This is a genomic window from Pseudomonas corni, assembly GCF_057128765.1.
Genome location: NZ_JBSKHW010000001.1, coordinates 90,716 through 117,437, shown reverse-complemented (window position 1 = coordinate 117,437; position 26,722 = coordinate 90,716). Strand labels below are relative to the sequence as shown.

21 protein-coding genes and 2 pseudogenes are annotated in these 26,722 nt (G+C 59.6%); 6 read left to right on the top strand and 17 right to left on the bottom strand.

Features of this window, described 5'->3' with window-relative positions:
* Positions 1–75 precede the first annotated feature (75 nt).
* The 5 genes from ACWKV9_RS00440 to pmbA form a co-directional block, all read right to left on the bottom strand.
* Positions 76–453, bottom strand: a complete 378-nt coding sequence (locus ACWKV9_RS00440; RefSeq protein WP_483834708.1) for a zinc ribbon domain-containing protein YjdM — start codon at positions 451–453, stop codon at positions 76–78.
* 179 nt (positions 454–632) lie between these two features.
* Positions 633–1,520: a ZIP family metal transporter gene (locus tag ACWKV9_RS00435; RefSeq protein WP_483834128.1), complete on the bottom strand. Its 888-nt coding sequence runs from the start codon at positions 1,518–1,520 to the stop codon at positions 633–635.
* 46 nt (positions 1,521–1,566) lie between these two features.
* Positions 1,567–2,178, bottom strand: a complete 612-nt coding sequence (locus ACWKV9_RS00430; RefSeq protein WP_483834127.1) for a superoxide dismutase — start codon at positions 2,176–2,178, stop codon at positions 1,567–1,569.
* A 1-nt stretch (position 2,179) separates the two neighbouring features.
* Positions 2,180–2,641, bottom strand: a complete 462-nt coding sequence (locus ACWKV9_RS00425) for a DUF2753 family protein (RefSeq protein ID WP_483834126.1) — start codon at positions 2,639–2,641, stop codon at positions 2,180–2,182.
* A gap of 284 nt (positions 2,642–2,925) precedes the next feature.
* A complete protein-coding gene (pmbA, locus tag ACWKV9_RS00420) occupies positions 2,926–4,272 on the bottom strand; it encodes a metalloprotease PmbA (protein WP_483834125.1) in 1,347 nt (448 codons plus the stop codon).
* 107 nt (positions 4,273–4,379) lie between these two features.
* On the opposite strand from pmbA, the gene yjgA reads away from it, so the two are divergent.
* Positions 4,380–4,901, top strand: coding sequence for a ribosome biogenesis factor YjgA (yjgA, locus tag ACWKV9_RS00415; protein ID WP_483834124.1), 522 nt, complete (start codon positions 4,380–4,382; stop codon positions 4,899–4,901).
* Between the two features lie 57 nt (positions 4,902–4,958).
* Here yjgA and tldD read toward each other — a convergent pair whose 3' ends face one another.
* The 8 genes from tldD to mreB all read right to left on the bottom strand — a co-directional run bounded on the left by tldD (position 4,959) and on the right by mreB (position 16,605).
* Positions 4,959–6,398 carry a metalloprotease TldD gene (gene tldD / locus ACWKV9_RS00410; RefSeq protein WP_483834123.1) on the bottom strand — a complete coding sequence of 480 codons (1,440 nt, stop codon included), beginning with the start codon at positions 6,396–6,398 and terminating at the stop codon, positions 4,959–4,961.
* 2 nt (positions 6,399–6,400) lie between these two features.
* Positions 6,401–7,252: a carbon-nitrogen hydrolase family protein gene (locus tag ACWKV9_RS00405; RefSeq protein WP_483834122.1), complete on the bottom strand. Its 852-nt coding sequence runs from the start codon at positions 7,250–7,252 to the stop codon at positions 6,401–6,403.
* A 206-nt stretch (positions 7,253–7,458) separates the two neighbouring features.
* The gene (locus tag ACWKV9_RS00400) at positions 7,459–11,274 is read right to left on the bottom strand and encodes a YhdP family protein (RefSeq protein WP_483834121.1); all 3,816 of its coding nucleotides are present in this window, start codon (positions 11,272–11,274) and stop codon (positions 7,459–7,461) included.
* Between the two features lie 187 nt (positions 11,275–11,461).
* Positions 11,462–12,919: a ribonuclease G gene (gene rng, locus ACWKV9_RS00395; protein ID WP_483834120.1), complete on the bottom strand. Its 1,458-nt coding sequence runs from the start codon at positions 12,917–12,919 to the stop codon at positions 11,462–11,464.
* The gene (locus ACWKV9_RS00390; protein ID WP_483834119.1) at positions 12,916–13,527 is read right to left on the bottom strand and encodes a Maf family protein; all 612 of its coding nucleotides are present in this window, start codon (positions 13,525–13,527) and stop codon (positions 12,916–12,918) included. The genes rng and ACWKV9_RS00390 overlap by 4 nt, the downstream gene beginning before the upstream one ends.
* Before the next feature lie 193 nt (positions 13,528–13,720).
* Positions 13,721–14,212: a rod shape-determining protein MreD gene (gene mreD, locus ACWKV9_RS00385; RefSeq protein WP_065990112.1), complete on the bottom strand. Its 492-nt coding sequence runs from the start codon at positions 14,210–14,212 to the stop codon at positions 13,721–13,723.
* Positions 14,212–15,330 carry a rod shape-determining protein MreC gene (gene mreC, locus ACWKV9_RS00380; RefSeq protein ID WP_483834707.1) on the bottom strand — a complete coding sequence of 373 codons (1,119 nt, stop codon included), beginning with the start codon at positions 15,328–15,330 and terminating at the stop codon, positions 14,212–14,214. Before mreC ends, mreD begins: the two co-directional genes overlap by 1 nt.
* A 237-nt stretch (positions 15,331–15,567) precedes the next feature.
* A complete protein-coding gene (mreB, locus tag ACWKV9_RS00375; RefSeq protein WP_020292894.1) occupies positions 15,568–16,605 on the bottom strand; it encodes a rod shape-determining protein MreB in 1,038 nt (345 codons plus the stop codon).
* Between the two features lie 207 nt (positions 16,606–16,812).
* Between mreB and gatC the strand changes: the two genes are divergently transcribed.
* The 5 genes from gatC to ACWKV9_RS00350 all read left to right on the top strand — a co-directional run bounded on the left by gatC (position 16,813) and on the right by ACWKV9_RS00350 (position 21,656).
* Positions 16,813–17,100, top strand: coding sequence for an Asp-tRNA(Asn)/Glu-tRNA(Gln) amidotransferase subunit GatC (gatC, locus tag ACWKV9_RS00370; protein WP_483834118.1), 288 nt, complete (start codon positions 16,813–16,815; stop codon positions 17,098–17,100).
* Positions 17,101–17,115: 15 nt separating this feature from the next.
* Positions 17,116–18,567 (top strand): Asp-tRNA(Asn)/Glu-tRNA(Gln) amidotransferase subunit GatA, encoded by a 1,452-nt coding sequence (gene gatA, locus ACWKV9_RS00365; protein WP_483834117.1) that lies wholly within the window; start codon positions 17,116–17,118, stop codon positions 18,565–18,567.
* A gap of 11 nt (positions 18,568–18,578) precedes the next feature.
* The gene (gene gatB, locus ACWKV9_RS00360) at positions 18,579–20,024 is read left to right on the top strand and encodes an Asp-tRNA(Asn)/Glu-tRNA(Gln) amidotransferase subunit GatB (RefSeq protein ID WP_483834116.1); all 1,446 of its coding nucleotides are present in this window, start codon (positions 18,579–18,581) and stop codon (positions 20,022–20,024) included.
* Positions 20,025–20,162: 138 nt separating this feature from the next.
* Positions 20,163–20,534 carry a septal ring lytic transglycosylase RlpA family protein gene (locus ACWKV9_RS00355; protein WP_483834115.1) on the top strand — a complete coding sequence of 124 codons (372 nt, stop codon included), beginning with the start codon at positions 20,163–20,165 and terminating at the stop codon, positions 20,532–20,534.
* 69 nt (positions 20,535–20,603) lie between these two features.
* Positions 20,604–21,656, top strand: a complete 1,053-nt coding sequence (locus ACWKV9_RS00350; RefSeq protein WP_483834706.1) for a calcium/sodium antiporter — start codon at positions 20,604–20,606, stop codon at positions 21,654–21,656.
* Between the two features lie 98 nt (positions 21,657–21,754).
* On the opposite strand, the gene ACWKV9_RS00345 is transcribed toward ACWKV9_RS00350, so the two are convergent.
* The 4 genes and pseudogenes from ACWKV9_RS00345 to ACWKV9_RS00330 all read right to left on the bottom strand — a co-directional run.
* Entirely contained in the window at positions 21,755–22,696 is a 942-nt protein-coding gene (locus ACWKV9_RS00345) for an AEC family transporter (protein ID WP_483834114.1), read from the bottom strand.
* 195 nt (positions 22,697–22,891) lie between these two features.
* Complete coding sequence (locus tag ACWKV9_RS00340) at positions 22,892–24,451, bottom strand: alkaline phosphatase D family protein (RefSeq protein WP_483834113.1); 1,560 nt, start codon at positions 24,449–24,451, stop codon at positions 22,892–22,894.
* A gap of 286 nt (positions 24,452–24,737) precedes the next feature.
* Positions 24,738–26,126 (bottom strand): annotated as a pseudogene (locus ACWKV9_RS00335) (fructose-specific PTS transporter subunit EIIC); the annotation flags it as partial.
* A 63-nt stretch (positions 26,127–26,189) separates the two neighbouring features.
* Positions 26,190–26,477 (bottom strand): annotated as a pseudogene (locus ACWKV9_RS00330) (PTS fructose transporter subunit IIB); the annotation flags it as partial.
* Between the last annotated feature and the right edge of the window lie 245 nt (positions 26,478–26,722).

The following is a 26,722-nucleotide window of genomic DNA, read 5'->3' as shown; positions in this document are numbered from 1 at the left end:
TACTGATCGCCCCCAGAAAAAAGCCCCGACTCGCAAGAGCCGGGGCTTTTTCGTACAACGCTTGGGGGCAATCAATCAGCCCTTTTTCACGAATTCCGACTTGAGCTTCATCGCGCCGATGCCGTCAATCTTGCAGTCAATGTCGTGATCGCCATCCACCAGGCGAATGTTCTTCACCTTGGTGCCGACCTTCACAACCAGCGACGAGCCTTTGACTTTAAGGTCTTTGATCACGGTGACGGTGTCGCCATCCTGCAGCGTGTTGCCCACCGAATCCTTGATGACTTTGGCATCGTCCGACGTCTCGGCGGCGCTTTCAGCAGTCCACTCGTGAGCGCATTCCGGGCAGACGAATTGGGTGCCATCTTCGTAGGTGTATTCGGAATTGCATTTGGGGCACGGCGGTAAGCTCACGACGATTCTCGCATCAGCAGATAATAGGCGCAGGATTATAAGGGTTTTTATCGACAAGGGTGGCGCCGATGGTAATTCGTATCTAAATGCCGCATCGGGCATTGACCGAACGCAAATCCTGTAGGAGCGCGCTTGCCCGCGAAAGCATATCTTCATTGCCAACTATGTGTCTGGGACACCGCGATCGCGGGCAAGCGCGCTCCTACAAGACAGGTCAGCTAACCCAACGCCGTATCCATCACCATCATCACGCAAAATCCGGAGACAAGCCCAAGGCTTGCGATTCGATGATGACCATTGCGTCGGGACTCGGGGATGATTTCGTGAGTCACTACGAGCAACATCGCGCCAGCAGCGAGTGCCAGTCCGACGGGAAGCAACAGTTCGGCAATCGCCACCAGCCATGCGCAGAGCACTGCAAATAACGGCTCGACCAAGCCAGATGCAGCACCAATCAAAAACGCCTTGAAGCGCGACATCCCGGCACCCGCCAATACCAGCGCAATCACCAAGCCTTCGGGCACGTCCTGAATGGCGATGCCCATGGCCAGACTGTCGGCGTGCGCCAGACCGCCACCCGCAGACACCCCGACGGCCATGCCCTCGGGGATGTTGTGAGCGATGATCGCGATGACGAACAGCCAGATGTTCGACGGGATTACGGGATGATCAAGCAATGGCGGCAGGCTTGAATCCCGAGACACCAACGTGTCCACAACAAACAGTCCGACCGCGCCTAGCAAAATCCCGAAACTGATCAGTCCGCCCGCCCCCCACGGCGTAAACCCCAGGCCTTCGGCGGCGCTGAGTCCGGGTACGATCAGCGAGAACGCCGTTGCGGCAAGCATGATTCCGGCACCAAAGCCGAGTAACCCGTCCGACACCGCCACCGGCATACCGCGAATCACCAACACAGGCACCGCGCCAAGCGCTGTGCCCAATGCGCAAATCGCACCGCCCTCAAGCGCCCTCAGCATGCGTGGCTCAAGGATCAACCACGACAATCCTTGAGTGATCAGCAACCCCGTGCCGGCCAGTACCAGCAAAGAACCCAAGGCCAGCCGAAGCAACCGCCCACTGCTGATCGTAAGTATTTCCGAACGCATAAACCGCCTTACTGCTTATTGTTTTCGATGGCTTGATGATCGTATGTCACGCAAGGGCCGCCTGGTACCGACGTGCCACTTCGGCCCAATTGACGACGTTGTAGAACGCGCTGATGTATTCCGGGCGACGGTTTTGATAGCGCAAGTAATAAGCATGCTCCCAGACGTCCAGACCCAGGATCGGTGTATTGCCACTCATCAACGGGCTGTCTTGGTTGCCGCTGCTCTCAACGATCAGTTTCTTATCGGGGGTGACGCTCAGCCAGGCCCAGCCGCTGCCGAAACGGGTCAGCGCTGCTTTGGTGAACGCGTCTTTGAACGCATCAAAACCGCCCAATTGATCGTCAATCGCCTTGGCCAAAGCGTCGGTTGGCAGACCACCACCCTGTGGGCTCATCACTTCCCAGAACAGTGAGTGGTTGGCATGGCCGCCACCTTGATTGATCACTGCCGGACGGATCTTTTCTGGAAGTTGCGCGAACCCGGCAACCAGTTTTTCAATGGGCCACTCGGCGTATTCGGTGCCCTCAACGGCGGCGTTGAGGTTATTGATGTACGTCTGGTGGTGCTTGCTGTAGTGGATTTCCATGGTTTGCGCGTCGATGTGCGGTTCCAGGGCGTCGTAGGCATACGGCAAGGCAGGCAAAGTGAAAGGCATATCAATGAACTCCAAAAGAAAGGCTGCCCGCAACGGTGACGTTTTGCGTAAGCGCTGAGCGCGAATGCTCGCCACTGCTGTTGAGCAAACGATGGGTGCGAGGGTATTCGCCGTGTTCGTTGATGAATCCCAACAACTCGGCGTAGGTTTTGTGACTGTGGTTGAACGCGGCGTGACGCAGTGCCGGTTGCAGGTGTGAGTTCTGAATCACATGCAGCAAGCGCTGGTGTGCAGCGCACAGGTACTCGGCGCTCTCTTCCGGCTGCTTGAGCGCCAGATGTAAATCGGCCAGGTTGTGATGGGATATGACAAAGGCGGCGACCGCTTCGTCGGGCACACTCCAGCGCTCCAACAACACTTGAGCCAGTGCCAGAGCCTGCAGATAAAGCTCGCGGGCATCGATCAGGTCACCGGAGTTGAAGCAACTGTTGCCTTTCAGGATAGTGAGTTTCCAATGCTCCATAGCGTACCTCCAGAGGCGATGGCAGTGGCAGTCATCAGCGGACAGCCGTTGGGGATCGCAAATGAATGATATTCATTATTAAATGAGTTTGAGAATCAAAACAACCCCGACACCGAATATGAGATTGCAGGAACGCGCTTGCCCGCGATTGGGGAATGACGATCGTGAATCTCAGATTGGCAAAAACCATCGCGGGTAAGCGCGCTTACAAACCAGACAGGCAAAAAAAAGCCTGCACACCGAATCGGTGGCAGGCTTTGGGGACTACGTTAACGCTTTACAAATCAGCTACCCGCGACAGTCATTTTCTCGATCAGCACTGAGCCCGTGCGGATGTTGCTACGCATTTCCAGATCGTTACCGACGGCGATGATCTGCTTGAACATGTCCTTCATGTTGCCAGCGATGGTCACTTCCTGAACCGCGAATTGAATCTCGCCATTCTCGACCCAGTAGCCCGCTGCCCCGCGCGAATAATCGCCCGTGACCATGTTCAGGCCACTTCCCATCAGCTCGGTCACAAGCAGACCGCGGCCCATGCGACGAATCAACGCTGCTTGATCCTCAGTGCCGTGGGAAACGAACAGGTTGTGTACGCCACCCGCGTTCGCCGTGCTTGGCAGGCTGAGCTTGCGTCCGGAGTAGGTGCTGAGGATGTAGGACACCAGATCACCATTCTCGACGAACGGTTTGGCGTACGTAGCAAGACCGTCGCCGTCGAAGGCCGAGCTGCCCATCGCGCCGACCAGATGCGGCCGTTCATCGATGGTCATCCACTCCGGAAACAAACGTTGGCCCATGGCGCCTTCGAGGAAGGATGATTTGCGATACAGATTGCCGCCGGAAATCGCCCCAAGAAAGCTGCCGAACAGACCGCCCGCCAGCTCCGCCGAGAACAACACCGGCACTTCACAAGTCGGCACCGGGCGCGCACCCAAACGGCTCGCAGCGCGTTGAGCGGCTTTCTGGCCAATGAGCTTGGCGTCCATCAACAGCTCGCCGCGACGGTTGACGTCGTACCAATAATCGCGCTGCATCTGGCCGTCTGCCTCGGCAATCATCACGCAGCTAAGGCTGTGGCGGGTCGACGCGTAACCGCCGATGAAACCGTGGCTGTTGCCATATACGCGGCAGCCTTGATGGACGTTCAGCGTGGTGCCATCAGCATTTTTGATGCGCGGATCAGCGTCAAAAGCAGCGGCCTCGCAGATCAATGCACGCTCAATCGCCTGCTCCGGGGTGATGTCCCACGGGTGGAACAAGTCGAAATCACGCAGATCTTTGGCCATCAACGCGGCATCGGCCAGCCCTGAGGCTTCGTCTTCTGAGGTGTGTTTGGCAATCGCCAGCGCAGCAGCGACTGTTTCGCGAATGGCGTCTGGCCCATTGGCAGAGGTGCTGGCCGAACCTTTGCGATGCCCAACATACAGCGTGATGCCAAAACCCTGATCGCGGTTGAACTCGACGGTCTCCACTTCACGCTGGCGAACCGAGGTCGACAGGCCCTGCTCCAGTGACACGGCCACTTCACAGGCGGTAGCGCCCTGACGCTTGGCCTCGGCGACGATCTGTTCGACCTGCTCCTGCAATGCAGGCAGGGCCTGCGGGCCGACGCTTTCTGATGCACTCATGACTTTCTCCATCAAATTCTGATTGCGGCACTGACCGAATACCGACTGGGCCGGACAATTGGCCCCTGACTGGTTATCATGGCGGCGTTTATTTGCGGACTGCCCCCATGGTTGATTCTTACGACGACTCCTTCGACGGAGAGAAAAGCAAAACCCAGGTCAAGCGAGAGCTACATGCTCTGGTTGAACTCGGCGAACGCTTGACGACTTTCAAGGCCGATGTACTGGCCAAACTGCCTCTGACCGACCCGTTGCGTCGAGCATTGGCCGATGCTCCAAAACACACTGCGAACATCGCGCGCAAACGCCATATTCACTTCATCGGCAAGCTGATGCGCGACCAGAACCTGGAAGAGATTCTGGTGCTGCTCGATCAACTCGACGCTTCCACGCGCCAGTACAACGAGCGCTTTCACAACCTGGAACGCTGGCGTGATCGCTTGGTGACCGGCGCTGATGATGTGCTGGAGCAGTTCGTCAACGAGTACCCGGAGGCCGATCGTCAGCAACTGCGTTCGCTCATCCGTCAGGCTCAACACGAAGCTGCGCAAAACAAGGCGCCGTCTTCGACCCGTAAAATCTTCAAATACATCCGCGAACTGGACGAAGCCAAACGCGGACTGCGCTAGATCCCGACGCGCCGGGTAAGTCACTTACCCGGCGTCGCTCATATCATTGCTTACTCTTCAAGAACCTGTCCCGCCAACCGTGATCGCATCGATCTTCAAGGTCGGCTGACCCACGCCCACCGGCAACGATTGCCCGTCTTTACCGCACGTACCCACGCCGCTGTCTAGCGAGAGATCATTACCCACCATCGACACCCGGCTCATGGCCTCGGGGCCGTTGCCGATCAATGTCGCGCCCTTGACCGGCGTGGTGATCTTGCCGTCTTCAATCAAATACGCTTCGCTGGTGGAAAACACGAACTTGCCGCTGGTGATATCGACTTGCCCGCCGCCCAGGTTCGCGCAATAAATGCCGCGCTTGACCGAGGCGATGATTTCCGCCGGATCGCTCTGGCCGCCCAGCATGTAGGTATTGGTCATGCGCGGCATCGGCAGGTGCGCGTAAGACTCGCGACGACCGTTGCCGGTTCGGGCCACGCCCATCAGGCGCGCGTTCAACTTGTCCTGCATGTAGCCCTTGAGCACGCCGTTTTCGATCAGCGTGGTGCACTCGGTCGGGGTACCCTCGTCATCGACGCTCAGCGACCCGCGACGCCCGGCTAAGGTGCCGTCATCGACGATGGTGCAGAGCTTGGAGGCCACCATCTCGCCCATACGGCCGCTATAGGCCGAGCTGCCCTTGCGATTGAAGTCGCCTTCCAGGCCGTGACCGACTGCTTCGTGCAACAGCACGCCAGACCAGCCAGAACCCAGTACCACCGGCAAGGTGCCAGCCGGTGCAGGAATGGCTTCAAGATTCACCAGCGCCTGACGCAACGCTTCGCGGGCATAACCCATGGCGCGATCTTCGCTGAGGAAATAACGGTAATCAGTACGGCCGCCACCGCCGTGCCCGCCGCGCTCACGACGGCCATTTTGCTCAACGATCACGCTCACGTTGAAACGCACCAGTGGCCGTACATCTGCAGCCAGGCTGCCATCGGTTGAGGCCACGAGGATGCGCTCCCAGACACCGGCCATGCTGACCGTGACTTGCTGGATACGGGTATCCAGAGCGCGGGTGGCGACGTCGATGCGCTTGAGCAGCTCGACCTTTTCGGCGCGGGTCATGACTTCCAGCGGGTTGTCCGGACCGTACAGTTGCGCTACGTCCTGGGTGGTGAACGCCTGCACCCGGCCGTTTTGCCCGGCACGGGAAATCGAGCGGGCAGCGCGGGCCGCCAAGGTCAGGGCTTCAGGGGTGATCGCGTTGCTGTAGGCAAAACCGGTTTTTTCGCCCGATTGAGCACGCACGCCGACGCCTTGATCAAGGTTGAAGCTCCCTTCTTTGACGATGCCGTCTTCCAAAGCCCATGACTCGGAAATCTGCCCTTGGAAATACAGATCAGCGGCGTCGATTCCGGGCCCAGCCAGTTCGCCCAGCACCGATTGCAGGCTGTCGATGCTCAGGCCGCCGGGCGCCAGAAGGTGTTCGCTGACAGAGGACAAGTCGCTCATATTCACTCCGGGGTATTAGCAGGCCGCAAAGCGTCCTGCGAAAAAAATCGCCGGTGATTCGACACCGGCATCCGCGCCCGTATGGACGCTTGTTCTTGACTGTCTCTGTCGGCCAGCAGCACGGCTTCACCCTGTGCCTGCTCGGCCAACACGCGGCCCCATGGATCGATGATCGCCGCGTGCCCAAATGTTTCTCTCGGCCCTGGATGAACCCCACCCTGCGCCGCCGCCAGCACGTAGCACTGGGTTTCGATGGCTCGTGCGCGCAGCAGGATTTCCCAGTGCGCCGCGCCCGTCACCGCCGTAAAGGCTGATGGCGCGGTAATCAATTCAGCACCTGCTTCACGCAGTGCCGTGTAGAGCTCAGGGAAGCGCAGGTCGTAACAGACCGTCAGCCCTAGCTTGCCCACCGGCGTATCGACTACCACCACGTTGTTGCCGTGGGCGTAATCGTCCGATTCGCGATATCGCCCACGCGTGTCAGCCACGTCCACATCGAACAGGTGCAGCTTGTCGTACCGCGCCACCGTCTCGCCGTGCTCGTCCACCAACAGCGAACACGCCGTGACTTTTCCCTCCGGCCGATCATTGGGCGGCAAGGGCAAAGTCCCGGCAACTATCCATAACTTGAGGTCGCGAGCGGCAAGTTTCAACCATGGCAGGATAGGACCTTCACCTTTTGCTTCGGCACGACCGATTTCAGCGACGTCACGACGGCCCATGGCGGCGAAGTTTTCCGGGAGCACTGCAAGCTTTGCTCCGGCCGCTGCGGCCTGTTCCAGCAAGCGACGGGCCTGGGCCAGATTGCCCTGGACGTCGCTCTGGCTCACCATCTGAATAACGGCAAAGGACATAGACGCTCCTTGAAACGGTAGAACTGCACTCTACTCCAAGCTTTGCTGACAGGCTTGGTTGCGGTCAACGCAGAAACCACTGCGCCTGCTCTCTGTAGGAGCGCGCTTGCCCGCGAAAAGTCGGGACATGCGCTATACCTCTGGTGGATGTACCTAAGCCTTCGCGGGCAAGCGCGCTCCTACAGATTCTGTCGACAACTTGATGACTACTGCGGCTTTTCGAACGGCTTATCGAAGGTGATTTTCGGCTCTTTTAAAGAGCCTTCGACCTTGTACTGGACGCTGGCAAAACGCGCTACGCGGTCGCCCAACAGCTTATCGACCAGAAACAGCGCACCACCAATGGCTGGGGCACCGACGAGCAACGCGGCAATCGGTAGATTGTTGGTCACCGGCAGGGTCACCAGCACTTTAGCGTCAACGCGGTCCTTGACCATGTCCAGCGTACCGTTGAGCTCAAGATTGCTCGACGGTCCGGTCAACGTGATCGGATCACGGGTGACGTACACCCCGTCGCTTGCCGCCAATAACCCTTTGACCTTGTCGTAACTCAAGCCCTTGCCCAGCAAATCCGAAAAATCCAGACGCAGACGGCGGCCGATGGAGTTGAAGTTGAGCAGGCCGAAGACCCGCAGCGCTGCGGCACCGCCTTCGACTTCGACAAACTGGCCGCGACGCAATGTGGCATCCAGGCTGCCCGAATAGCGCTTCAGACCTACCCACGCTGGCGAACCCGGCCAGCGACCGTCAGCATTCATTTCGAAATCTTCGCTGGTGACCGTGGGTGCGAACCCCCACGCTTTGAGGATATCGGCCAGATTCTTGCCCGTGACTTGCCCTTTGAACCAACTGCTAGTCGAGCCTGGCGCGCCTTCCCAACCGCCGTTACCCTTCAATGTCATGCCTTTGAGGCCCAGATCCATGTCCGCCAGTTGCATGCCATTAGCGGTCGGGCGGGTCTTCAACGACCACGCACCCATCAGCTGATCGCCCTGGAATACCTGAGTGACCTTGAGATTCATAGAAGGGATTTTGTGGGGGTCGACGTCAGCCAACGGATCGGGGGCGTTTTCGACTACTGCCGCGGTCGGATCGGGCGCCGGCAGGCGTACATACAGCAGATTGATATCGATGGGGGTGGTCTTGCTGTCGGGTAACGTGGCCGTGCCCTTCATCAGCGAACTGTCCAGCGCCAGTGCCCAAGACATGTCTTTGCGGTTGAGCTGAACACTGGTCTGATTGAGCGTTGTGCCAAGAGCGGTCAACTTGCCGATCTGCAAGTCCACACTGTTAAGCAACTGTTTGGCGCTGCCGCCAGGGTCGTCCCCAGCGTACTTTTGCACCATCGCCTGCCACGGCGCGATGTCCAGTTCCGCCAGCGAACCGCGTACCCTGAGGCCTTTGGCTTCAGGAACGATGGCTCCGCCTTCGCCCAGAAACAACTCTCCACGGCCATCGGCAAATTTGCCACCGGGGGCGGCGAACGCAAAGTTGGCCAGATTCCCGTAGCCCGCATTGAAACGCTTCTCCGCGCCTTGCAAGTTCATACTGAAATCGCTATCGCGTACCTCGTCGGCGGTTTTGCCGAACGGCGCAGGCAGATCGATAGCCAAGCCCTTGAGACTGGAATTAATCCGCAACTGGCTGTCGTTGCCGTTCAGCGTGACCTGCAGTTGATACGGTAAATCGCCCGACAGTGGCATCGTTTGCGTCACGCCCAGCCAATCAGTCAGGCGCTTGACGCCGATCTGGCTGCTGGCGGCAATGCGAGTCACCGGCGCTCCGGGTTTGCCCTCACCGAAAATCTCGGCAGTGACCGGCTTCTCGAACGCTGTCGCCTTAATGTTTTTGCCGCTCAGGCCCTTGGCGTAATCAAATCGAAAATCGCCCTTGAGCTGAGTTAATTCAAGCGCCGGATCGGCGAGTTTGAGTCGCGCGTTATCAGTCTTGAAATCCACGACGACTTTCGGCTCCTGGCCTTTGACCAGCGGGATGTCGAGGTTGATATGGCCCTGCAACGGCCCTTCGCCCTGCCATCCGGCGAACGTCTGCGCAGTGCCGATCGGCGCTTCCTGAAGAATCTTCACGCCGTCATCCAGGCCGCCGGCAAAGTCCCCATCAACTAGCAGATGACTTGGCTGACCGGCAGGCACGTGGGGCACATCGACCGAAACCTTGCTGACTTGGGTATTGAGCAACTTGCCCTTACTGGCCCGAATGCGCACGCCGCTGTTCTCGACGAACACGTCGCCATCAACGCCGGTCAGCTGCGGCCAGCCTGGCTGGAAGGCCAGGTTTGCGTTGCGCACCTTGAAGAACAGGCTGATGACCCGTGACACTTCCGAGGCGCTTTTGTTGATCGAGCCTTGATACTGGAAGAAGCCCTGGTCGACGTTACCGCTCAGGATGGCCGTGCGCAGCCACTCGTCAAGGGCCGGGCTCAGCACTTGCGGCAGGTATTTTGAGGTGTAGCGACCATCGCCATCGACCATGCCCACGCGCAGGTCCATGTAGTCTTCCTGACTGTGATCGAAATGCAGCCGAATCAGAAAATCACTGGCGATCTTGCCTTCATCACCGAGCACCTTGATGTACGGTGCGATAAGGGTGAAGCCCTGATCGTCCAATGCGTAGGTCAACCGGGCTTCGGCGTGTTTGTAGCGCCATTCATTGGCGAAAATCGGGTCCAGGTGCAGCATGAAGTCGTCAGTGTTCAGGCGCAGCTCGCCCTGTCCCAGATCACCACTGATCGAGCCGGTAACGTTCCCCGCGGCCGGCGCGCCGTGATAGGCGTCGAAGCCGACCTTGTCCAGATTGGCAGCAAAGCTCAAACGCTTGGCGCCGGTGGCCTGGGGGCGGTAATCAACAAGCGCATTACGCAGACCGCCGGTAACTTTCAGATGATCAACGACCTCCATCACCTTGTCCGGTAGTGGGGCCCAAGAGTCGAGGAGCGGAGTGATCGGCGTCAGATCAAGCCGGTCGGCCTGTAGGTGCCAGAGTTCTTCACTGTCAGCGGTCGCTGCGGTCTGCTGGACCTGAATCCGGCTTTCCCAGCGCTTGTCGCCCAGGTTCATGGCCAGGGAATCCAGCGATATCGCAAGGCCCGTGTCGTTGCGCTGAGCCCACGCGTTGAGCGCCAGATTTTCGACCTTGCGCGGCTTGCGATCGGCATAGGCGCCTTTCACCAGAGGAGCATTGAGCCGCGCAACAGCGCTTTGCACAGTCCCCTTGCCCCAGCTCAGCCAGAATTCGCCACCGGCTTTGAGGGATTTGATTTTCCAGTCGTGGGTCAGGCTTTTGGGCAACCACTGCGCCCAATCACTCTGCGGCAGACTCAAGTAGGCGTCGGCTTCGCCGTCCCGCCATTGTGTCGCCTGCACCCGGGCATTGACGTTCAGCGCCAATGGCTGGCCGTCAGGCAAGGTCAGACGAGCATCCAGACGTTGATGGCTGCTGCCGGTTTTCAGGGTCAGGCTGACATAGGTCAGTGTCAGTGGGGCCTGAGCAAAAGGCTGCAAGGTAATCTGGCTGTCGAACAGCGACAGGCGCGAGACCATTTGCATCTGCGTCAGCATTTGTTCCGGATTGAGGGGTTTGTCGTTGCTGATCGGCAAGCCCTGCAAAGACCAATGGCCGTTCTGGTCCTCACTGAGACTGACTTGCAAGCCGTCGAGCTCGACGTTGGCAATCCGCACTTCCCGCGCTGTCAGGCTTTTCCAAAGGTCGGGGACGGCGCGGACCTGATCGAGTCGCACGGCGCTGGCGCCCTCGCCTACCATCACATCATGGGCGACGAAGACCGGCACAAAGCCTTTCCAGCTACCTTCCAGACGCCCAATGCTGAGTGGGATGCCAAGCGCAGCCTGCACCTTGTTTTGTACTTCAACGCGGTACTCGGCCACCATCGGCGCCAGCTCGCGACCAACGCTCACATAAAGTGCCGTCAGCACTACCACTAGCGCACACAGACTCAAGCCCCAGCGCAAAAGGCTCCCAAGAAAACGGGTCAGACGCTCCATGTCGCCGCGCCTCCGCTCAGGACGTGGGCAAATCGCAACCGGCTCAGTGCAGGTGTCAGTACGTCCGGGAAGTGCTCATTTGCCACGCAACATTCTCTTTAAAGGGCATCCATGCCGTCGGCCCGTCGGGCGCAATTTCTGGTTTTCGTGACCCCGTCAGTCAAAGAACAGGGGCGTTCTCGTTCAGTCAGAGCAGCACGACGTCGTATTGTTCCTGCGAATACATGGTCTCGACCTGAAAACGGATAGTGCGGCCAATAAACGCTTCAAGCTCAGCGACATTGCCCGACTCTTCGTCGAGCAACCGATCAACCACTTTCTGGTTGGCCAGAACACGATAACCAATGGCCTGATAGGCACGGGCTTCGCGCAAGATCTCGCGAAATATTTCATAGCAGATCGTTTCAGGTGTCTTCAGCTTGCCGCGCCCCTGACAGCACGCGCACGGCTCGCACAGTATTTGCTCAAGGCTTTCGCGGGTACGCTTGCGCGTCATCTGCACCAGACCCAACTCGGTAATACCGATGATGTTGGTTTTGGCGTGATCGCGTTCAAGCTGTTTTTCCAGCGTGCGCAGGACCTGACGCTGGTGCTCTGCGTCTTCCATGTCAATGAAATCAATGATGATGATCCCGCCCATATTGCGCAGGCGCATTTGCCTGGCAATAGCGGTTGCCGCTTCCAGGTTGGTCTTGAAGATGGTCTCTTCGAGATTGCGATGACCGACGAACGCCCCGGTATTGACGTCGATGGTGGTCATGGCTTCAGCCGGGTCGATGACCAGATAGCCGCCGGACTTGAGCGGAACCTTGCGATCAAGGGCGCGCTGGATTTCGTCCTCGACACCGTAAAGGTCGAAAATCGGCCGCTCGCCGGGGTAGTGCTCCAGGCGATCAGCGATTTCAGGCATCAGTTCAGCGACAAACTGGGTAGTTTTCTGGAACGTCTCCCGCGAGTCGATGCGAATCTTCTCGATGCGCGGGCTGACCAGATCGCGCAATGTACGCAGGGCCAGACCCAAGTCTTCATAAATTACGCTGGGCGCGCCGATGGTTTTGATCTGCTCGCCGATCTGGTCCCACAGCCTGCGCAGGTAACGAATGTCCATCAGGATTTCGTCGGCCCCGGCGCCTTCGGCCGCAGTGCGCAGAATGAACCCGCCCGCTTCCTTGATGCCTTCCTGGGCCACACAGTCGCTGACGACTTTCTTCAAGCGTTCGCGCTCGGCTTCGTCTTCGATCTTCAGCGAAATGCCGACGTGGGCAGTGCGCGGCATGTAAACCAGATACCGCGAAGGGATCGACAATTGAGTCGTAAGGCGCGCGCCTTTGCTGCCGATCGGGTCCTTGGTGACTTGTACCACCAGGCTCTGACCGTCATGCACCAGCGAGGCAATGCCCTCAACTGCCGGGCCTTCACGCATAGAGATTTCCGATGCGTGAATGAACGCAGCGCGGTCCAGGCCAATGTCGATGAAAGCCGCTTGCATCCCGGGCAAAACCCGGACGACCTTGCCCTTGTAGATATTGCCGACGATCCCGCGGCGCTGGGTGCGCTCGACGTGGACTTCTTGCAATACCCCGTTTTCAACGATGGCCACGCGCGATTCCATCGGCGTGATGTTGATCAGAATCTCTTCGCTCATGACTTTTTACCTTCCAGGCATTGCCAACAGGGTATGCCGAAACGCTGGAGGATTTCTGCGGTTTCGCACAGCGGTAAGCCGACCACCGCGGAATAGCTGCCATTGAGGCTTTCGACGAAAACCGCAGCCAGGCCCTGAATCGCGTAGCTGCCAGCCTTGTCCTGAGGCTCTCCGCTTGCCCAGTAGGCGCTCGCTTCTTCGGCGGATATCGCGCGAAACTTCACGCGGCTGCTAACAATGCGGGTTTCGCAGCGCTCCCCGTCGACCACAGCGATGGCAGTCAGTACTTCATGTTCGCGATCCGACAAGGCCGCCAGCATCGCCAGTGCGTCTGCTTCATCCACGGGCTTGCCGAGAATTTTGCCGTCTAGCACCACGGCGGTGTCTGCGCCGAGAACGCAAGCGCTTGAATAGGCGGGGTCGTTGGCGAGAAACAGCAGGCCGGCGTCAGCCTTGCTGCGCGCCAGGCGTTCGACATAAGCGGTTGGGGTTTCGTCGTTGAGAGGGGTTTCGTCGATATCGGCGCTGATAACAGTGAATGTCACGCCGATTTGAGTCAGCAATTCACGACGGCGAGGTGAGCCAGAGGCCAGGTGAAGTTGGGGCATGGGACGTCTCCGTGTCAGTGATTTCAGCTTGGCTGCTTACAAGGTAGGCCGAGTAAGCTTTCTGCCGTTGCATTACTTTGTGGGGGGGAGCTTGCTCGCGATAATTCCTCTCAGTCCGGCATATCCTCAGCCGGGCCAAAGCATCGCGAACAAGCTCCCTCCCACCAGACCAGCACCCAGGGGCCTTACATCCTCAATTTATCTTCAATCGCAGGCGCAACCCGCGCAAACCATAACTCACCCATGGCCACAGCAATGCGCTGACCAACGCCGGCAGGACCAGCGCCAAGGTCGGTTGGCGGTTGCCGGTCAGGGCGCTGAGCCACAACTGGACCAACTGCGCCAGGCCGAAAATCACCAGAATCACCAGGCATTGCTGCCACATCGGGAACATACGCAAACGCTGTTGTAGCGACAGCACCAAAAACGTAATCAGGGTCAGGATCAGCGCGTTCTGGCCTAAAAGCGTGCCGTAGAGCACGTCTTCGGCGAGCCCCAGCATCCACGCCGTAACCATTCCAATCTTGTGCGGCAACGCCAAAGCCCAGAAAGCCAGCAGCAGCGCGAGCCACAGCGGACGAAAGATTTCCATGAACTGCGGCAGCGGCGAAACGCTCAGCAGCAGGCCGATGGCGAAGGTCAACCAGACGACCCAACCGTTTCTCGCGGGGGCATGACGAGCCATTATTCTTCCCTCTGCCGTAGCGTTTCAGGCGCTGCGGCCGGAGATTTGGTCGCTGCAGGCTTGGCAGGCGGTTTGGCAACAGCCTTGGTGGTTGGTGTTTTGGTCGGTGCAGCAGCGGGCGTAGCCGCAGGCGTTGCGGCTGGCGCCGACGCTGCCCTAGTGGCGGCAGGTTTAGCTGGCGTCGCGGACGCTGGCTTAACGGCGGTTGCCGCACCAGCCGGAGCGGCGGCGGGCAATGTCGCTGACGGGACGACCGCAGGATCGGCCGTAGGGTGTTCAAGGGATTCTTGCTGTTGCGCGGCATCGGCGGCGCGCTCTTCCGGCGAGCGTCCGTCGGAGAACACCAGCAACAGATAACGGCTGCGATTCAATGCCGCAGTCGGCACCGCTCGTACGATGGCAAACGGTTGGCCGGAGTCGTGAATTACTTCCTTCACCGTCGCCACTGGATAACCCGCCGGAAACCGCTGACCAAGACCGGAACTGACCAGCAGGTCGCCCTCCTTGATATCTGCCGTGTCCGCCACATGACGCAGTTCCAGCCGCTCCGGATTGCCGGTGCCGCTGGCGATGGCGCGCAGGCCGTTGCGATTCACCTGCACCGGAATGCTGTGGGTGGTGTCGGTCAGCAGCAAGACGCGTGAGGTGTACGGCATCAATTCGACCACTTGCCCCATCAGCCCGCGCGCATCGAGCACCGGCTGCCCCAGCACTACGCCATCGCGCTCACCCTTGTTGATGATGATGCGATGAGTGAAGGGATTGGGGTCCATGCCGATCAACTCGGCCACTTCGACCTTTTCGTTGACCAACGCCGAGGAATTGAGCAATTCACGAAGACGTACGTTCTGCTCGGTCAGGGCCGCGAGCTTTTGCAGGCGTCCTTGCAGAAGCAAGTTTTCGGTCTTGAGTTTTTCGTTGTCGGCGGCGAGTTCAGTGCGGCTACCGAACTGGCTGGCGACGCCTTGATACAGACGTTCCGGCAAATCGGCGATCCAGTAGGACTGCATCAACACCAGTGACATCTGACTACGGACAGGCTTGAGCAAAGTGAAGCGTGCGTCCACGACCATGACCGCAACGGACAGCACGACCAGCACCAGCAGACGAACGCCCAGCGAGGGGCCCTTTGAGAAAAGCGGTTTAATAGGCCGCTCCTTCCAGGCATGCGTTCGACAGATTGCGCTTCGATGGGGTGTGCTTATTCATGCGACATGAAACCGGCCCGGTGCAGGTTGACGGAAACTACAGACTGACAGACTTTGAACGCCAAAGGGTGTCGTCGACACAACGAACACACAGGCAACACCGGGGGTGTCGCCTGTCGGGTTCATCACAGGTGCAACTCTAGCGCTTTACTCGCTCGAGAGCAGGTCCATGGTGTGTTTGTCCATCATTTCCAGGGCACGGCCACCGCCACGCGCTACACAGGTCAACGGGTCTTCGGCAACGATGACCGGCAGACCGGTTTCCTGGGCCAGCAGCTTGTCGAGATCACGCAGCAACGCGCCGCCACCGGTCAGGACCAGACCGCGCTCGGCGATGTCCGATGCCAATTCAGGTGGGGATTGCTCCAGCGCGCTTTTCACGGCCTGAACGATGGTTGCCAGGGATTCCTGCAACGCTTCCAGCACTTCGTTGGAGTTCAGGGTGAAGGCACGTGGTACGCCTTCAGCCAGGTTACGGCCGCGTACGTCGACTTCACGTACTTCGCCGCCCGGATAGGCAGTGCCGATTTCCTGCTTGATGCGCTCAGCGGTGGATTCACCGATAAGGCTGCCGTAGTTACGGCGCACGTAAGTGATGATGGCTTCGTCGAAACGGTCGCCGCCCACACGTACGGATTCGGCGTAAACCACACCGTTGAGGGAGATCAGCGCGATTTCAGTCGTGCCGCCGCCGATGTCGACAACCATCGAACCGCGGGCTTCTTCAACCGGCAGGCCGGCACCGATGGCAGCAGCCATTGGCTCTTCGATCAGGAATACTTCACGGGCACCGGCGCCAAGTGCCGATTCGCGAATGGCGCGACGCTCGACCTGAGTGGATTTGCACGGTACGCAGATCAGCACGCGAGGGCTGGGCTGCAGAAAGCTGTTTTCGTGAACCTTGTTGATGAAGTACTGCAGCATCTTTTCGCACACGCTGAAGTCGGCGATTACGCCGTCTTTCATCGGACGAATGGCAGCGATGTTGCCCGGGGTACGGCCCAGCATACGCTTGGCTTCCATCCCGACAGCAACGACGCTCTTCTGATTTCCGTGGGTCCGAATGGCCACAACCGATGGCTCGTTCAGGACAATACCGCGCTCACGCACGTAAATAAGGGTGTTGGCAGTGCCCAGGTCGATGGAAAGATCGCTGGAAAACATGCCACGCAGTTTCTTGAACATGGGAAAGGGACCCTAGGGAACGCGTGGGTAAAAAAGTGCGGCAAACTCTAACAACGACAGGGATTTTGGGCAAGGAGCCAATATGTTAAATTGGCTGTTTTTCCGAGCACTACCCTCGACGTTCGCGGCCTTATGACCGTTTAAAGCGTGTAGTGTTCCGCAATCTGACGTACGGCGCATGCCCTACGCATTCCACTGGAGAACCCCATGGCGCTTGATCGCTCCGACGTGGAAAAAATCGCCCATCTGGCCCGACTTGGCCTGAATGACGCTGATATACCACGTACTACCGAGGCACTTAACAGCATTCTGGGACTCGTCGACCAGATGCAAGCGGTTGATACCACCGGTATCGAACCACTCGCGCACCCGCTTGAAGCCTCTCAGCGCCTGCGAGAAGACGCAGTCACCGAAGGCAATCACCGTGACACGTATCAAGCCATCGCACCAGCGGTCCAAGACGGCCTTTATCTGGTTCCGAAAGTCATCGACTAAGGGAATGTGCCCGTAATGCACGATTTGACACTGGCAGAGATCGCTCGCGGACTCGCCGACAAAAAGTTTTCCTCCGAAGAATTGACCCGCTCGCTGCTGACGCGTATCGCTCAGCTCGACCCGCAGATCAACAGCTTCATCACTCTCACCGAAGACCTGGCCATCACTCAGGCCCAGGCCGCCGACGCGCGTCGTGCTGCTGGCGAGAATGGCGCCCTGCTCGGCGTGCCGCTGGCGCACAAGGACTTGTTCTGCACCAAAGGCATCCGCACCAGCTGCGGCTCCAAAATGCTGGACAACTTCAAAGCGCCGTACGATGCCACCGTGGTTGCCAAGCTGGCCGCTGCGGGCACTGTCACGCTGGGCAAGACCAACATGGACGAATTCGCCATGGGGTCCGCCAACGAATCAAGCCATTACGGCCCGGTGAACAACCCGTGGAATCTTGAGCACGTACCGGGTGGTTCGTCTGGGGGTTCTGCTGCGGCAGTGGCTGCGCGTCTGTTGCCCGCCGCGACCGGCACCGACACCGGCGGCTCGATCCGTCAGCCTGCTGCGCTGACCAACCTCACCGGCCTGAAACCCACTTATGGTCGTGTTTCGCGCTGGGGCATGATCGCTTACGCGTCGAGCCTCGATCAGGCAGGCCCGATGGCGCGTACCGCCGAAGACTGCGCACTGCTGCTGCAAGGCATGGCCGGTTTTGATACCAATGACTCCACCAGCATCGACGAACCGGTGCCCGACTACGCCGCCAGCCTCAATGGCTCGCTGCAAGGTTTGCGCATCGGCGTGCCGAAGGAATACTTCAGCGCCGGTCTCGATCCACGCATCGCTGACTTGGTCATGGCCAGCGTTGAAGAGCTGAAAAAGCTCGGTGCTGTGGTCAAGGAAGTCAGCCTGCCGAACCTGCAACACGCGATCCCTGCCTATTACGTGATCGCGCCAGCAGAAGCTTCCTCTAACCTGTCGCGTTTTGACGGCGTGCGCTTCGGCTATCGCTGCGAAGACCCCAAAGACCTGACCGACCTGTACAAGCGATCCCGCGCAGAGGGCTTTGGCCCGGAAGTGCAACGCCGGATCATGGTTGGGGCCTACGCCCTGTCGGCCGGTTACTACGACGCCTACTACCTGCAAGCACAGAAAATCCGTCGCCTGATCAAGAACGACTTCATGAGCGCGTTTGCTGAAGTCGACGTGATCCTCGGCCCGACCACGCCCAACCCGGCCTGGAAAATCGGCGCCAAGAACAGCGACCCGATTTCTGCGTATCTGGAAGATTTCTACACCATCACCGCCAACCTTGCGGGTCTGCCGGGCTTGTCGATGCCCGCGGGCTTCGCTGACGGTCTGCCGGTGGGCGTGCAATTGCTCGCGCCGTATTTCCAGGAAGGCCGCCTGTTAAACGTTGCCCACCAATACCAACAGGTAACTGATTGGCACACCCGCTCGCCGGCTGGCTTCTAAGGAGAAAACACATGCAATGGGAAGTCGTGATCGGGCTGGAGATTCATACCCAGCTCACCACCCAATCGAAGATTTTCTCCGGTAGCTCCACCACGTTCGGCTCCGAGCCAAACACCCAGGCCAGCCTCGTAGATCTGGGCATGCCCGGTTCACTGCCGGTGCTGAACAAAGAAGCGGTACAAATGGCGGTCAAGTTTGGCCTGGCCATCGACGCTGAAATCGGCCAGCACAACGTGTTCGCCCGCAAGAACTACTTCTACCCGGACCTGCCCAAGGGCTACCAGATCAGCCAGATGGAATTGCCCATCGTTGGCAAAGGCCACCTGGATATCACGCTGGAAGACGGCACGATCAAGCGCATCGGCGTAACCCGCGCGCACCTGGAAGAAGATGCGGGCAAAAGCCTGCATGAAGATTTCAGCGGCATGACCGGCATCGACCTGAACCGTGCGGGCACTCCGCTGCTGGAAATCGTTTCCGAGCCGGACATGCGTTCGGCCAAGGAAGCGGTGGCCTACGTCAAGGCGATGCACGCGCTGGTGCGTTACCTCGGGATCTGCGACGGCAACATGGCCGAAGGCTCGTTGCGCTGCGACTGCAACGTGTCGATCCGCCCCAAAGGCCAGGTTGAATACGGCACACGCTGCGAGATCAAGAACGTCAACTCGTTCCGCTTCATCGAAAAAGCGATCAACAGCGAAATCCAGCGTCAGATCGAGCTGATCGAAGACGGCGGCCGGGTCATTCAACAGACCCGTCTGTACGATCCGGCCAAAGACGAAACCCGCGCCATGCGCAGCAAAGAGGAAGCCAACGACTACCGTTACTTCCCCGATCCTGACCTGCTGCCGGTGGTCATCGAGGACTCTTTCCTTGATCAGGTCCGCGCGACATTGCCTGAGCTGCCGCCGCAAAAACGCGAGCGCTTCCAGTCGCAGTTCGGTCTGTCGGTCTACGATGCCAGCGTGCTGGCTTCCAGTCGCGAGCAAGCCGATTACTTCGAGAAAGTGGTCAGCATCGGCGGTGACGCCAAGCTGGCAGCCAACTGGGTCATGGTTGAGCTGGGTTCGCTGCTGAACAAGCAAGGTGTGGAGATCGACGAGTCGCCGGTCAGCGCCGAGCAGTTGGGCGGCATGCTGTTGCGCATCACTGACAACACTATCTCCGGCAAGATCGCGAAGATGGTGTTCGAGGCGATGGCCAATGGCGAGGGCAGCGCCGATGAGGTCATCGAGAAGCGCGGCCTCAAGCAAGTCACCGACAGCGGCGCCATCGAGTCGATGCTGGACGAAGTGCTGGCAGCCAACGCCGAGCAGGTTGAACAATATCGCGCGGCAGACGAAGCCAAACGCGGCAAGATGTTCGGCTTCTTCGTCGGTCAGGCAATGAAAGCGTCCAAGGGCAAGGCCAACCCGCAGCAAGTCAACGAACTGTTGAAGAGCAAGCTGGAAGGTTAAGCACGACTGCCCCGTAGGAGCGCGTTTGCCCACGATTGCATTCTGTCAGCTAACACATGCATAGCTGATACACCGCAATCGCGGGCAAGCGCGCTCCTACAGGTGTCGGAGGCTCAATACGATCAAGGACTGCCACCAATGCTGCGGCTTCTCGGCGCTTGCGCCCTGCTCTCCCTGCTGGCCGGTTGTGCCAGCGACAGCATCATCGACCCACACGGTTACAACGCCACCGGCGGCGCGTCCTATTACGGGCCCAGGCATCAAGGCAAACGTACTGCCAGCGGCGAACGCTTCGATCAAAACAGTCTCACGGCAGCGCATCGCCAACTGCCCTTCGGTACTCGGGTACAGGTCACCAACCTGAGCAATGATCGAAAGGTCGTGGTACGCATCAATGATCGCGGCCCGCACACCCGTGGGCGCCTGATCGACATATCACGCGCGGCTGCAGCGCAATTGGGCATGCTGCGCAGCGGCACCGCCAAGGTTCGCGTGCAAGCGCTGGACTGAATTCCAATGTTTCATTGACCTCTACAGGTACCCGCAATTCTCGAATTATCCACACTGCCGCTGCCCAACCTGATTGAGCTGATTGGCGGCCTGCTGTTACTGATCATCGGTGCTGAATTGTCGGTACGCGCTGCCGTGGGGCTGGCGGTCATCCTGCAAACCCGGCCGTTGTTTCTCGGCCTGACCGTGGTGGCGCTGGGCAGCAGTGCGCCGCAAATGGCCGTTGGCTTGCAGGCAGCATTCTCCAGCAGCAGCGACATCGCGATTGGCAGCGTGATCGGCAGCAACATCTTCAACGTGCTGGTGACCCTCGGCCTGGCGGCGTTGATCATTCCGCTGCGGGTCGCCCGGCAACTGGTGCGGGTCGACATTCCGCTGATGATTGCCGCCACGGCACTGGTGACGGCGCTGGCATGGAACGGTGTGCTCAGCCGTCTGGACGGGGTGATCCTGCTGCTGGCGCTCGGCGGCTATCTGGTGATCGTGCTGCGCCAGTTCGCCCATGGCACCCGGCACTTCAGCCCGGCGCCGGATCAATCGAAACGCCGAATCCGTCCGCTGATCGGGCGCCTGTCGATGATGATCGGCGGGCTGGTGCTGATGATTTACGGCAGCCATTTTCTGGTCAGCGCGGCGACCGTGATCGCTCAGGATCTGGGGCTGTCGGAACGCGTCATCGGCCTGACCGTGATCGGCATCGCTACCTCGCTTCCGGCGTTGATGACCTCACTGATCGCAGCACTGCGCGGCGAGCGCGACATTGCCGTGGGCAACGTGATCGGCAGCAATCTGTTCAACCTGCTCGGGGTGTTGGGTGCCACCGCACTGATCAGCCCGGAGCCGCTGTCCATCTCGCCCAATGCGCTGGTGTTTGATCTGCCGGTGATGCTGGGGGCGGCGGCATTGGCCCTGCCGCTTTTTTACTCGGGCTACCGAGTGACGCGCATCGAAGGCCTGCTGTTGCTGGCGTTGTACGTGGTGTACGGACTGCACATCGTGTCATTCACCACCGGTATGCCGCTGGCTGACCGCCTGGAAACCCTGATGATTCACTACGTGCTGCCGGTGTTGGCGGTGGGTGTGGCAATCAGCACCGCCCGCGCGTGGCGGCGCCAGCACTAAGTTGGCAGCCTCTGTAGGAGCGAACTTGTTCGCGAGGCGTCGCACCTGAAGCATCTAGTGATCCGCCTCGCCAACAAGTTGGCTCCTACAGATTTCCGCTAAATCCACCCACCCCACTGCAAAATAAAGATCCCGATATTGGTCGTCACCGCAGCCGCCAGCGTGGTCATGACGATGATTGCCGCCGCCAGCTCGTGATTGCCGTTGGCCGCACGCACCATAACGTAACTGGCCGACGCGGTCGGGGCGCCGAAGTACAGAAACAATATCCCCAGCTCCGCGCCGCGAAACCCTAGCGCCCAGGCGCCGAAGGTGCAGATGATCGGCAGCCACACCATTTTCATCAGGCTGGCACTGATCACCAGCCCGCCACTTTCACGCAGCGACTTGAGCGACAAGGTACCGCCGATGCACATCAACGCCAGCGGCAGGGTCATCTGCGCCAGATAGCTGCCGGACGTGTCGAGCCACTTGGGAAACGGAATCGAGAAATAGGCGAAAGGCGTGGCCAAGACGATGCTGATGATCAGCGGGTTGGCGAGCACGCTTTTGAAAATGCTCCAGGGGTCGGACTTGATCACCGGGCTGTACACGGCGAGCACCACCGTGGAGAGGGTGTTGTAGAACAGAATCACCAGGGCTGCGAGGATTGCTCCGAGCGAAATCCCGTAATCACCATACATACTGGCCGCGAGCGCGAGACCGATGACGCCGTTGTTGCCGCGAAACGCGCCTTGGGTGTAGATCCCGCGTTCGGCGAAGGGCACCCGGTAAATGGCCCAGCCCCAGGCGATGGCAAAGCCCACCAGCGTAGCGACGATGAAGTAGATCAACACACCCGGCTGCAGCGCGGCGTGCAGGTCTGCGTGAATGATCCCCAGAAACAGCAGCGCCGGCATGGTGCAGTTGAACACCAGCGCCGACGCGGTGTGGATGAAACTGTCATTGATCCAGCCAACGCGCTTGAGCACCACGCCAAGAAACAACATGGCGAACACCGGCGCGGTGATAGCCAGGGTCTCGGAAAAAATGTCCAGCATGCGCAAACCCTGTCCCGTCGTTAGGTGGCTAATGATAGGTCACCAAGGACGGTTCTGGGGCAGGGATTTGAATAGTTATCAGACAACCTCACCACTGTAGGAGCGCGCTTGCCCGCGATTGCATTCTGTCAGCCCACCGAAATGCGGCTGATACACCGCAATCGCGGGCAAGCGCGCTCCTACAATAGCGGGACATCAACCCTTCGCAGGCGCCAGCTTCTTCTCGAACACCGATACCCCGTCCAGATCACGTAGGGTTACGGTCAGCTCGGACGTCTGGCCGTCGATATTCACTTCGCCGAAAAACTGATACCCGGCAAACGGTGACATGTTTTGGGCGGTCGGGGCTTTCTGGAACACCAGTTCCGGGCCGAAGGTTTTGTCCAGCACGTTTGGCCCGTAGGTCCCGGCATTCAAGGGACCTGCAACGAACTCCCAGAACGGATCGAAATCCTGAAACACTGCCAGATCCGGTTGATAGTGATGCGCGGCGCAGTAATGCACGTCCGCCGTCAGCCACACGCAATCCTTGATCTTCTGCGCGCGCAGATAGCCCAGCAGTTCAGCGACCTCCAGCTCACGTCCTTTCGGCGCGCCGTTGTCAGCATTGGCGATGGCTTCCCAGCGCGCCACGCCAGGGCTGACTTCGCCGTCCGGGACGCCAAGGCCGATGGGCATGTCGGCAGCGATGATTTTCCATTTCGCGGTGGAAGCGGCCAGTTCGCGCTTGAGCCAATCCAGTTGTTCGCGCCCCAGAAACGCAGTGGTTGGACCGGGCTTTTCAGCCAGATTGGCGTCGTTGCCGTCGCGGTAGCTGCGCATGTCGAGCACCAGCACATCGAGCATCGGGCCGTAGCTGAGCTTGCGATACACCCGGCCACCGTTGTCGGCACTCTGCAACCGCATCGGCGCGTATTCGAGAAACGCCTGGCGGCCGTGCTGGGCGAGCAGTTGGATGTCTTTCACTTTGTAGCGGTCATCCAGTTGCTTGGTCGGCGACCAGTTGTTGCACACCTCGTGATCGTCCCACTGCCAGATCTGCGGCACTTCGGCGTTGAAGCGGCGCAGGTTGTCGTCCAGCAAGTTGTAGCGATAGGCGCCGCGATATTCATCGAGGGTTTCGGCGACTTTGCTTTTGGCTTCGGTGGTGATGTTGCGCCAGACACGGCCGTTTTCAGCAACGATCTCGGCGGGCACCGGGCCATCGGCGTAAATGGTGTCGCCGCTGTGGATGAAGAAATCCGGCAAGCGCAGGCGCATGGCCTCGTAGATGCGCATGCCGCCGATGTCCGGGTTGATGCCGAAGCCCTGGCCGACGGTGTCGCCGCTCCAGACGAAGCGGATGTCGCGTTTGGTCTGCGGCACGCTGCGCAGGTGGCCGAACCAGGGTTCGCTGGCGACGCCGGTTTGGGCGTCTTCAAAGAACACGCGATAGAAGATCGCTTGATCGGTGGGCAGACCGGTCAGTTCGACGCGGGCAGTGAAGTCGGTGCGCTGGTCGGCCAGCAGCGAAACGCTGCGACGCGGATTAGTAAACATGCTGCGGGTGTCCCACTCGACCACCATGCGCGAGGGACGATCGCTGCGACTCCAGACCATCGCCCGATCACCCTGAAGGTCACCGGACTGCACGCCATCAGTCATTTTCGGACGGTCTTTGACGGAAGCGATGACCGCAGGCGCAAGGCCGGGCAGCAGCAAACCGGCGCCGGCAGCTTGAATGATGCGGCGGCGGGTCAGGTCGAATTGAGTCATGTGTATCCCCATCGAGCGAATGCGAAGGGGTAAAACCTACAGCCTGATGTTGGCCGGAATGTGACAGCGTGTTATTGATTCTGGCGGCAGACACGGGCAACTACCGGACGCTCGCTTTTGTAGGGGCTGACGACCAGCGGGAGGCTGCGATTGCGGTGTGTCAGATGTACCGCATCGCAGCCTCGCGGAGCTCGTCAGCTCCTACACGGGGCCGCGGTCCATCGTCATAACACGCTCAGTCGGTAGGAGCGCGCTTGCCCGCGATGGCTTCGGACCAGTCAACAGATCAAGCCCCGGCAGGCACCGCATCCAGCTCGACCGCTTCAGGCCGTTTCAATACCGCGTATAGCAATCCGGTCACCAGACTGCCCGCCACAATCGCCAGCAGATACAGCAACGCATGGTTGATTGCGTTGGGGATCAGCAGCACGAAGAGCCCGCCATGGGGTGCCATGAGTTTGCAGCCGAAATACATCGACAATGCGCCGGTCAGCGCGCCACCCGCGATACTGGCCGGGATCACCCGCAGCGGGTCTTTCGCGGCAAACGGAATCGCACCTTCGGAGATAAAACACAGCCCCAGCACGAGCGCCGCTTTGCCTGCTTCGCGTTCGCTCTGGGCGAACTTGCGGCGGGCGATGAACGAGGCGATCCCCATACCTATCGGCGGCACCATGCCTGCAGCCATGGTCGCGGCCATCGGCGCGCCGCTGCTCGACGCCAGCAGCCCCACCGAAAACGCGTACGACGCCTTGTTGATCGGCCCGCCTAGGTCAACGCACATCATCGCGCCCAGCAGCACGCCCAGCAGTACGGCGTTTGCAGTGCCCATGGTGTCGAGAAAATGCGTCAGGCCTTCGAGCATGGCCGCGACCGGCTGACCGACGACGTAGATCATCACCAGCCCGGTAAAGGCACTCGCCAGCAAAGGAATAATAAGGATCGGCTTGAGCGCTTCAAGGCTTGGCGGCAACTTGGCATAACGATTGACCGCCCAAGCGCTGTACCCCGCAAGAAAACCGGCGATGATCCCACCGATAAATCCAGCGCCCAGTGTGCTCGCCAGCAGACCACCGATCATGCCGGGGGCAAGCCCTGGCCGATCGGCAATCGAGTAAGCGATGTAACCGGCCAGCAACGGCACCATCAACTGGAACGCAGCGCCAGCGCCGATCTGTTTCAACGCGGCGGCCAAGGTCCCTGGTTCTTCCGCCGCGTGGATGCCGAACACGAACGACAGCGCGATCAGTAGACCGCCCGCCACCACCATCGGCAGCATGAACGAGACGCCGGTCAGCAGGTGCTTATAGACGCCGGTTCTCTCCTGTTTGGCCGGCGTCTTTAAAGCACTGGCCGAAGATTCGACCTCGGCTTCAGCGAGGGCTTTTTTCAGCGTCGACTCAGCCTGCTTCAGCGCGATACCGGTGCCGCAGCGATAGATGCGCTTGCCAGCGAAACGCTCGGTGGCGACTTCGATATCGGCTGCAAGCAACACGACATCGGCCTCGGCGATGGCCTGGGCACTGAGCGGGTTGCGTGCGCCGACCGAACCTTGGGTCTCGACCTGCAACTCATAACCGAGCTTTTTCGCCGCCTGTTGAATCGCCTCGGCGGCCATAAAAGTGTGCGCCACACCCGTCGGACAGGCGGTTATCGCCACCAAACGCGGCTGGGCAGAAATAGCCGGCAGCGCGACGTTGGAAGCGGAAGAACCCTCGTAGGGTTTTGCGAGATCAAAGGCGCTGCGCAGAAAACCATCGACGTCCTGCAACGCTTGCGCGGGCGTCGCTTGATGCAGGCGCTTGCCGGCAAAACGAGTCAGGTCCAACGGGCCGGTGTTGACCACCAGAACCCAGTCTGCAGCCTCGATGTCGGCAGCCGTCAGTTGCTGTTCCGGATTGCGCGGATTGTGAACCTCGACGCTGGTGCTCCAGCCCTGACGCTGCGCGGCAGCATCGAGCAGACGCGCGCTCAAGACACTGCTGATCTTGCCGTTGGGACAGGCCGTAACAATCGCTAACTTCATCACAATCCTCTCCTTTCAACACAAACTGAACGGGCTATTTTGGGTGCCCTCCGAACGACCCAGACTTCTGTAGGAGCCAACTTGTTGGCGAGACGGCTGACGCGGTGTGCCTGCCAGGACGCCTCGCGAACAAGTTCGCTCCTACAGGAGCCAGGAACGGCGCGCAGCTCTGTAGGAGCCAACTTGTTGGCGAGACGGCTGACGCGGTGTGCCTGCCAGGACGCCTCGCGAACAAGTTCGCTCCT

Coding starts and splice junctions, on each gene's coding strand:
- ACWKV9_RS00435 (WP_483834128.1), bottom strand. CDS start 1,520: ATGCGTTCGGAAATACTTACGATCAGCAGTGGGCGGTTGCTTCGGCTG.
- ACWKV9_RS00430 (WP_483834127.1), bottom strand. CDS start 2,178: ATGCCTTTCACTTTGCCTGCCTTGCCGTATGCCTACGACGCCCTGGAA.
- ACWKV9_RS00425 (WP_483834126.1), bottom strand. CDS start 2,641: ATGGAGCATTGGAAACTCACTATCCTGAAAGGCAACAGTTGCTTCAAC.
- pmbA (WP_483834125.1), bottom strand. CDS start 4,272: ATGAGTGCATCAGAAAGCGTCGGCCCGCAGGCCCTGCCTGCATTGCAG.
- yjgA (WP_483834124.1), top strand. CDS start 4,380: ATGGTTGATTCTTACGACGACTCCTTCGACGGAGAGAAAAGCAAAACC.
- tldD (WP_483834123.1), bottom strand. CDS start 6,398: ATGAGCGACTTGTCCTCTGTCAGCGAACACCTTCTGGCGCCCGGCGGC.
- ACWKV9_RS00405 (WP_483834122.1), bottom strand. CDS start 7,252: ATGTCCTTTGCCGTTATTCAGATGGTGAGCCAGAGCGACGTCCAGGGC.
- ACWKV9_RS00400 (WP_483834121.1), bottom strand. CDS start 11,274: ATGGAGCGTCTGACCCGTTTTCTTGGGAGCCTTTTGCGCTGGGGCTTG.
- rng (WP_483834120.1), bottom strand. CDS start 12,919: ATGAGCGAAGAGATTCTGATCAACATCACGCCGATGGAATCGCGCGTG.
- ACWKV9_RS00390 (WP_483834119.1), bottom strand. CDS start 13,527: ATGCCCCAACTTCACCTGGCCTCTGGCTCACCTCGCCGTCGTGAATTG.
- mreD (WP_065990112.1), bottom strand. CDS start 14,212: ATGGCTCGTCATGCCCCCGCGAGAAACGGTTGGGTCGTCTGGTTGACC.
- mreB (WP_020292894.1), bottom strand. CDS start 16,605: ATGTTCAAGAAACTGCGTGGCATGTTTTCCAGCGATCTTTCCATCGAC.
- gatC (WP_483834118.1), top strand. CDS start 16,813: ATGGCGCTTGATCGCTCCGACGTGGAAAAAATCGCCCATCTGGCCCGA.
- gatA (WP_483834117.1), top strand. CDS start 17,116: ATGCACGATTTGACACTGGCAGAGATCGCTCGCGGACTCGCCGACAAA.
- gatB (WP_483834116.1), top strand. CDS start 18,579: ATGCAATGGGAAGTCGTGATCGGGCTGGAGATTCATACCCAGCTCACC.
- ACWKV9_RS00355 (WP_483834115.1), top strand. CDS start 20,163: ATGCTGCGGCTTCTCGGCGCTTGCGCCCTGCTCTCCCTGCTGGCCGGT.
- ACWKV9_RS00345 (WP_483834114.1), bottom strand. CDS start 22,696: ATGCTGGACATTTTTTCCGAGACCCTGGCTATCACCGCGCCGGTGTTC.
- ACWKV9_RS00340 (WP_483834113.1), bottom strand. CDS start 24,451: ATGACTCAATTCGACCTGACCCGCCGCCGCATCATTCAAGCTGCCGGC.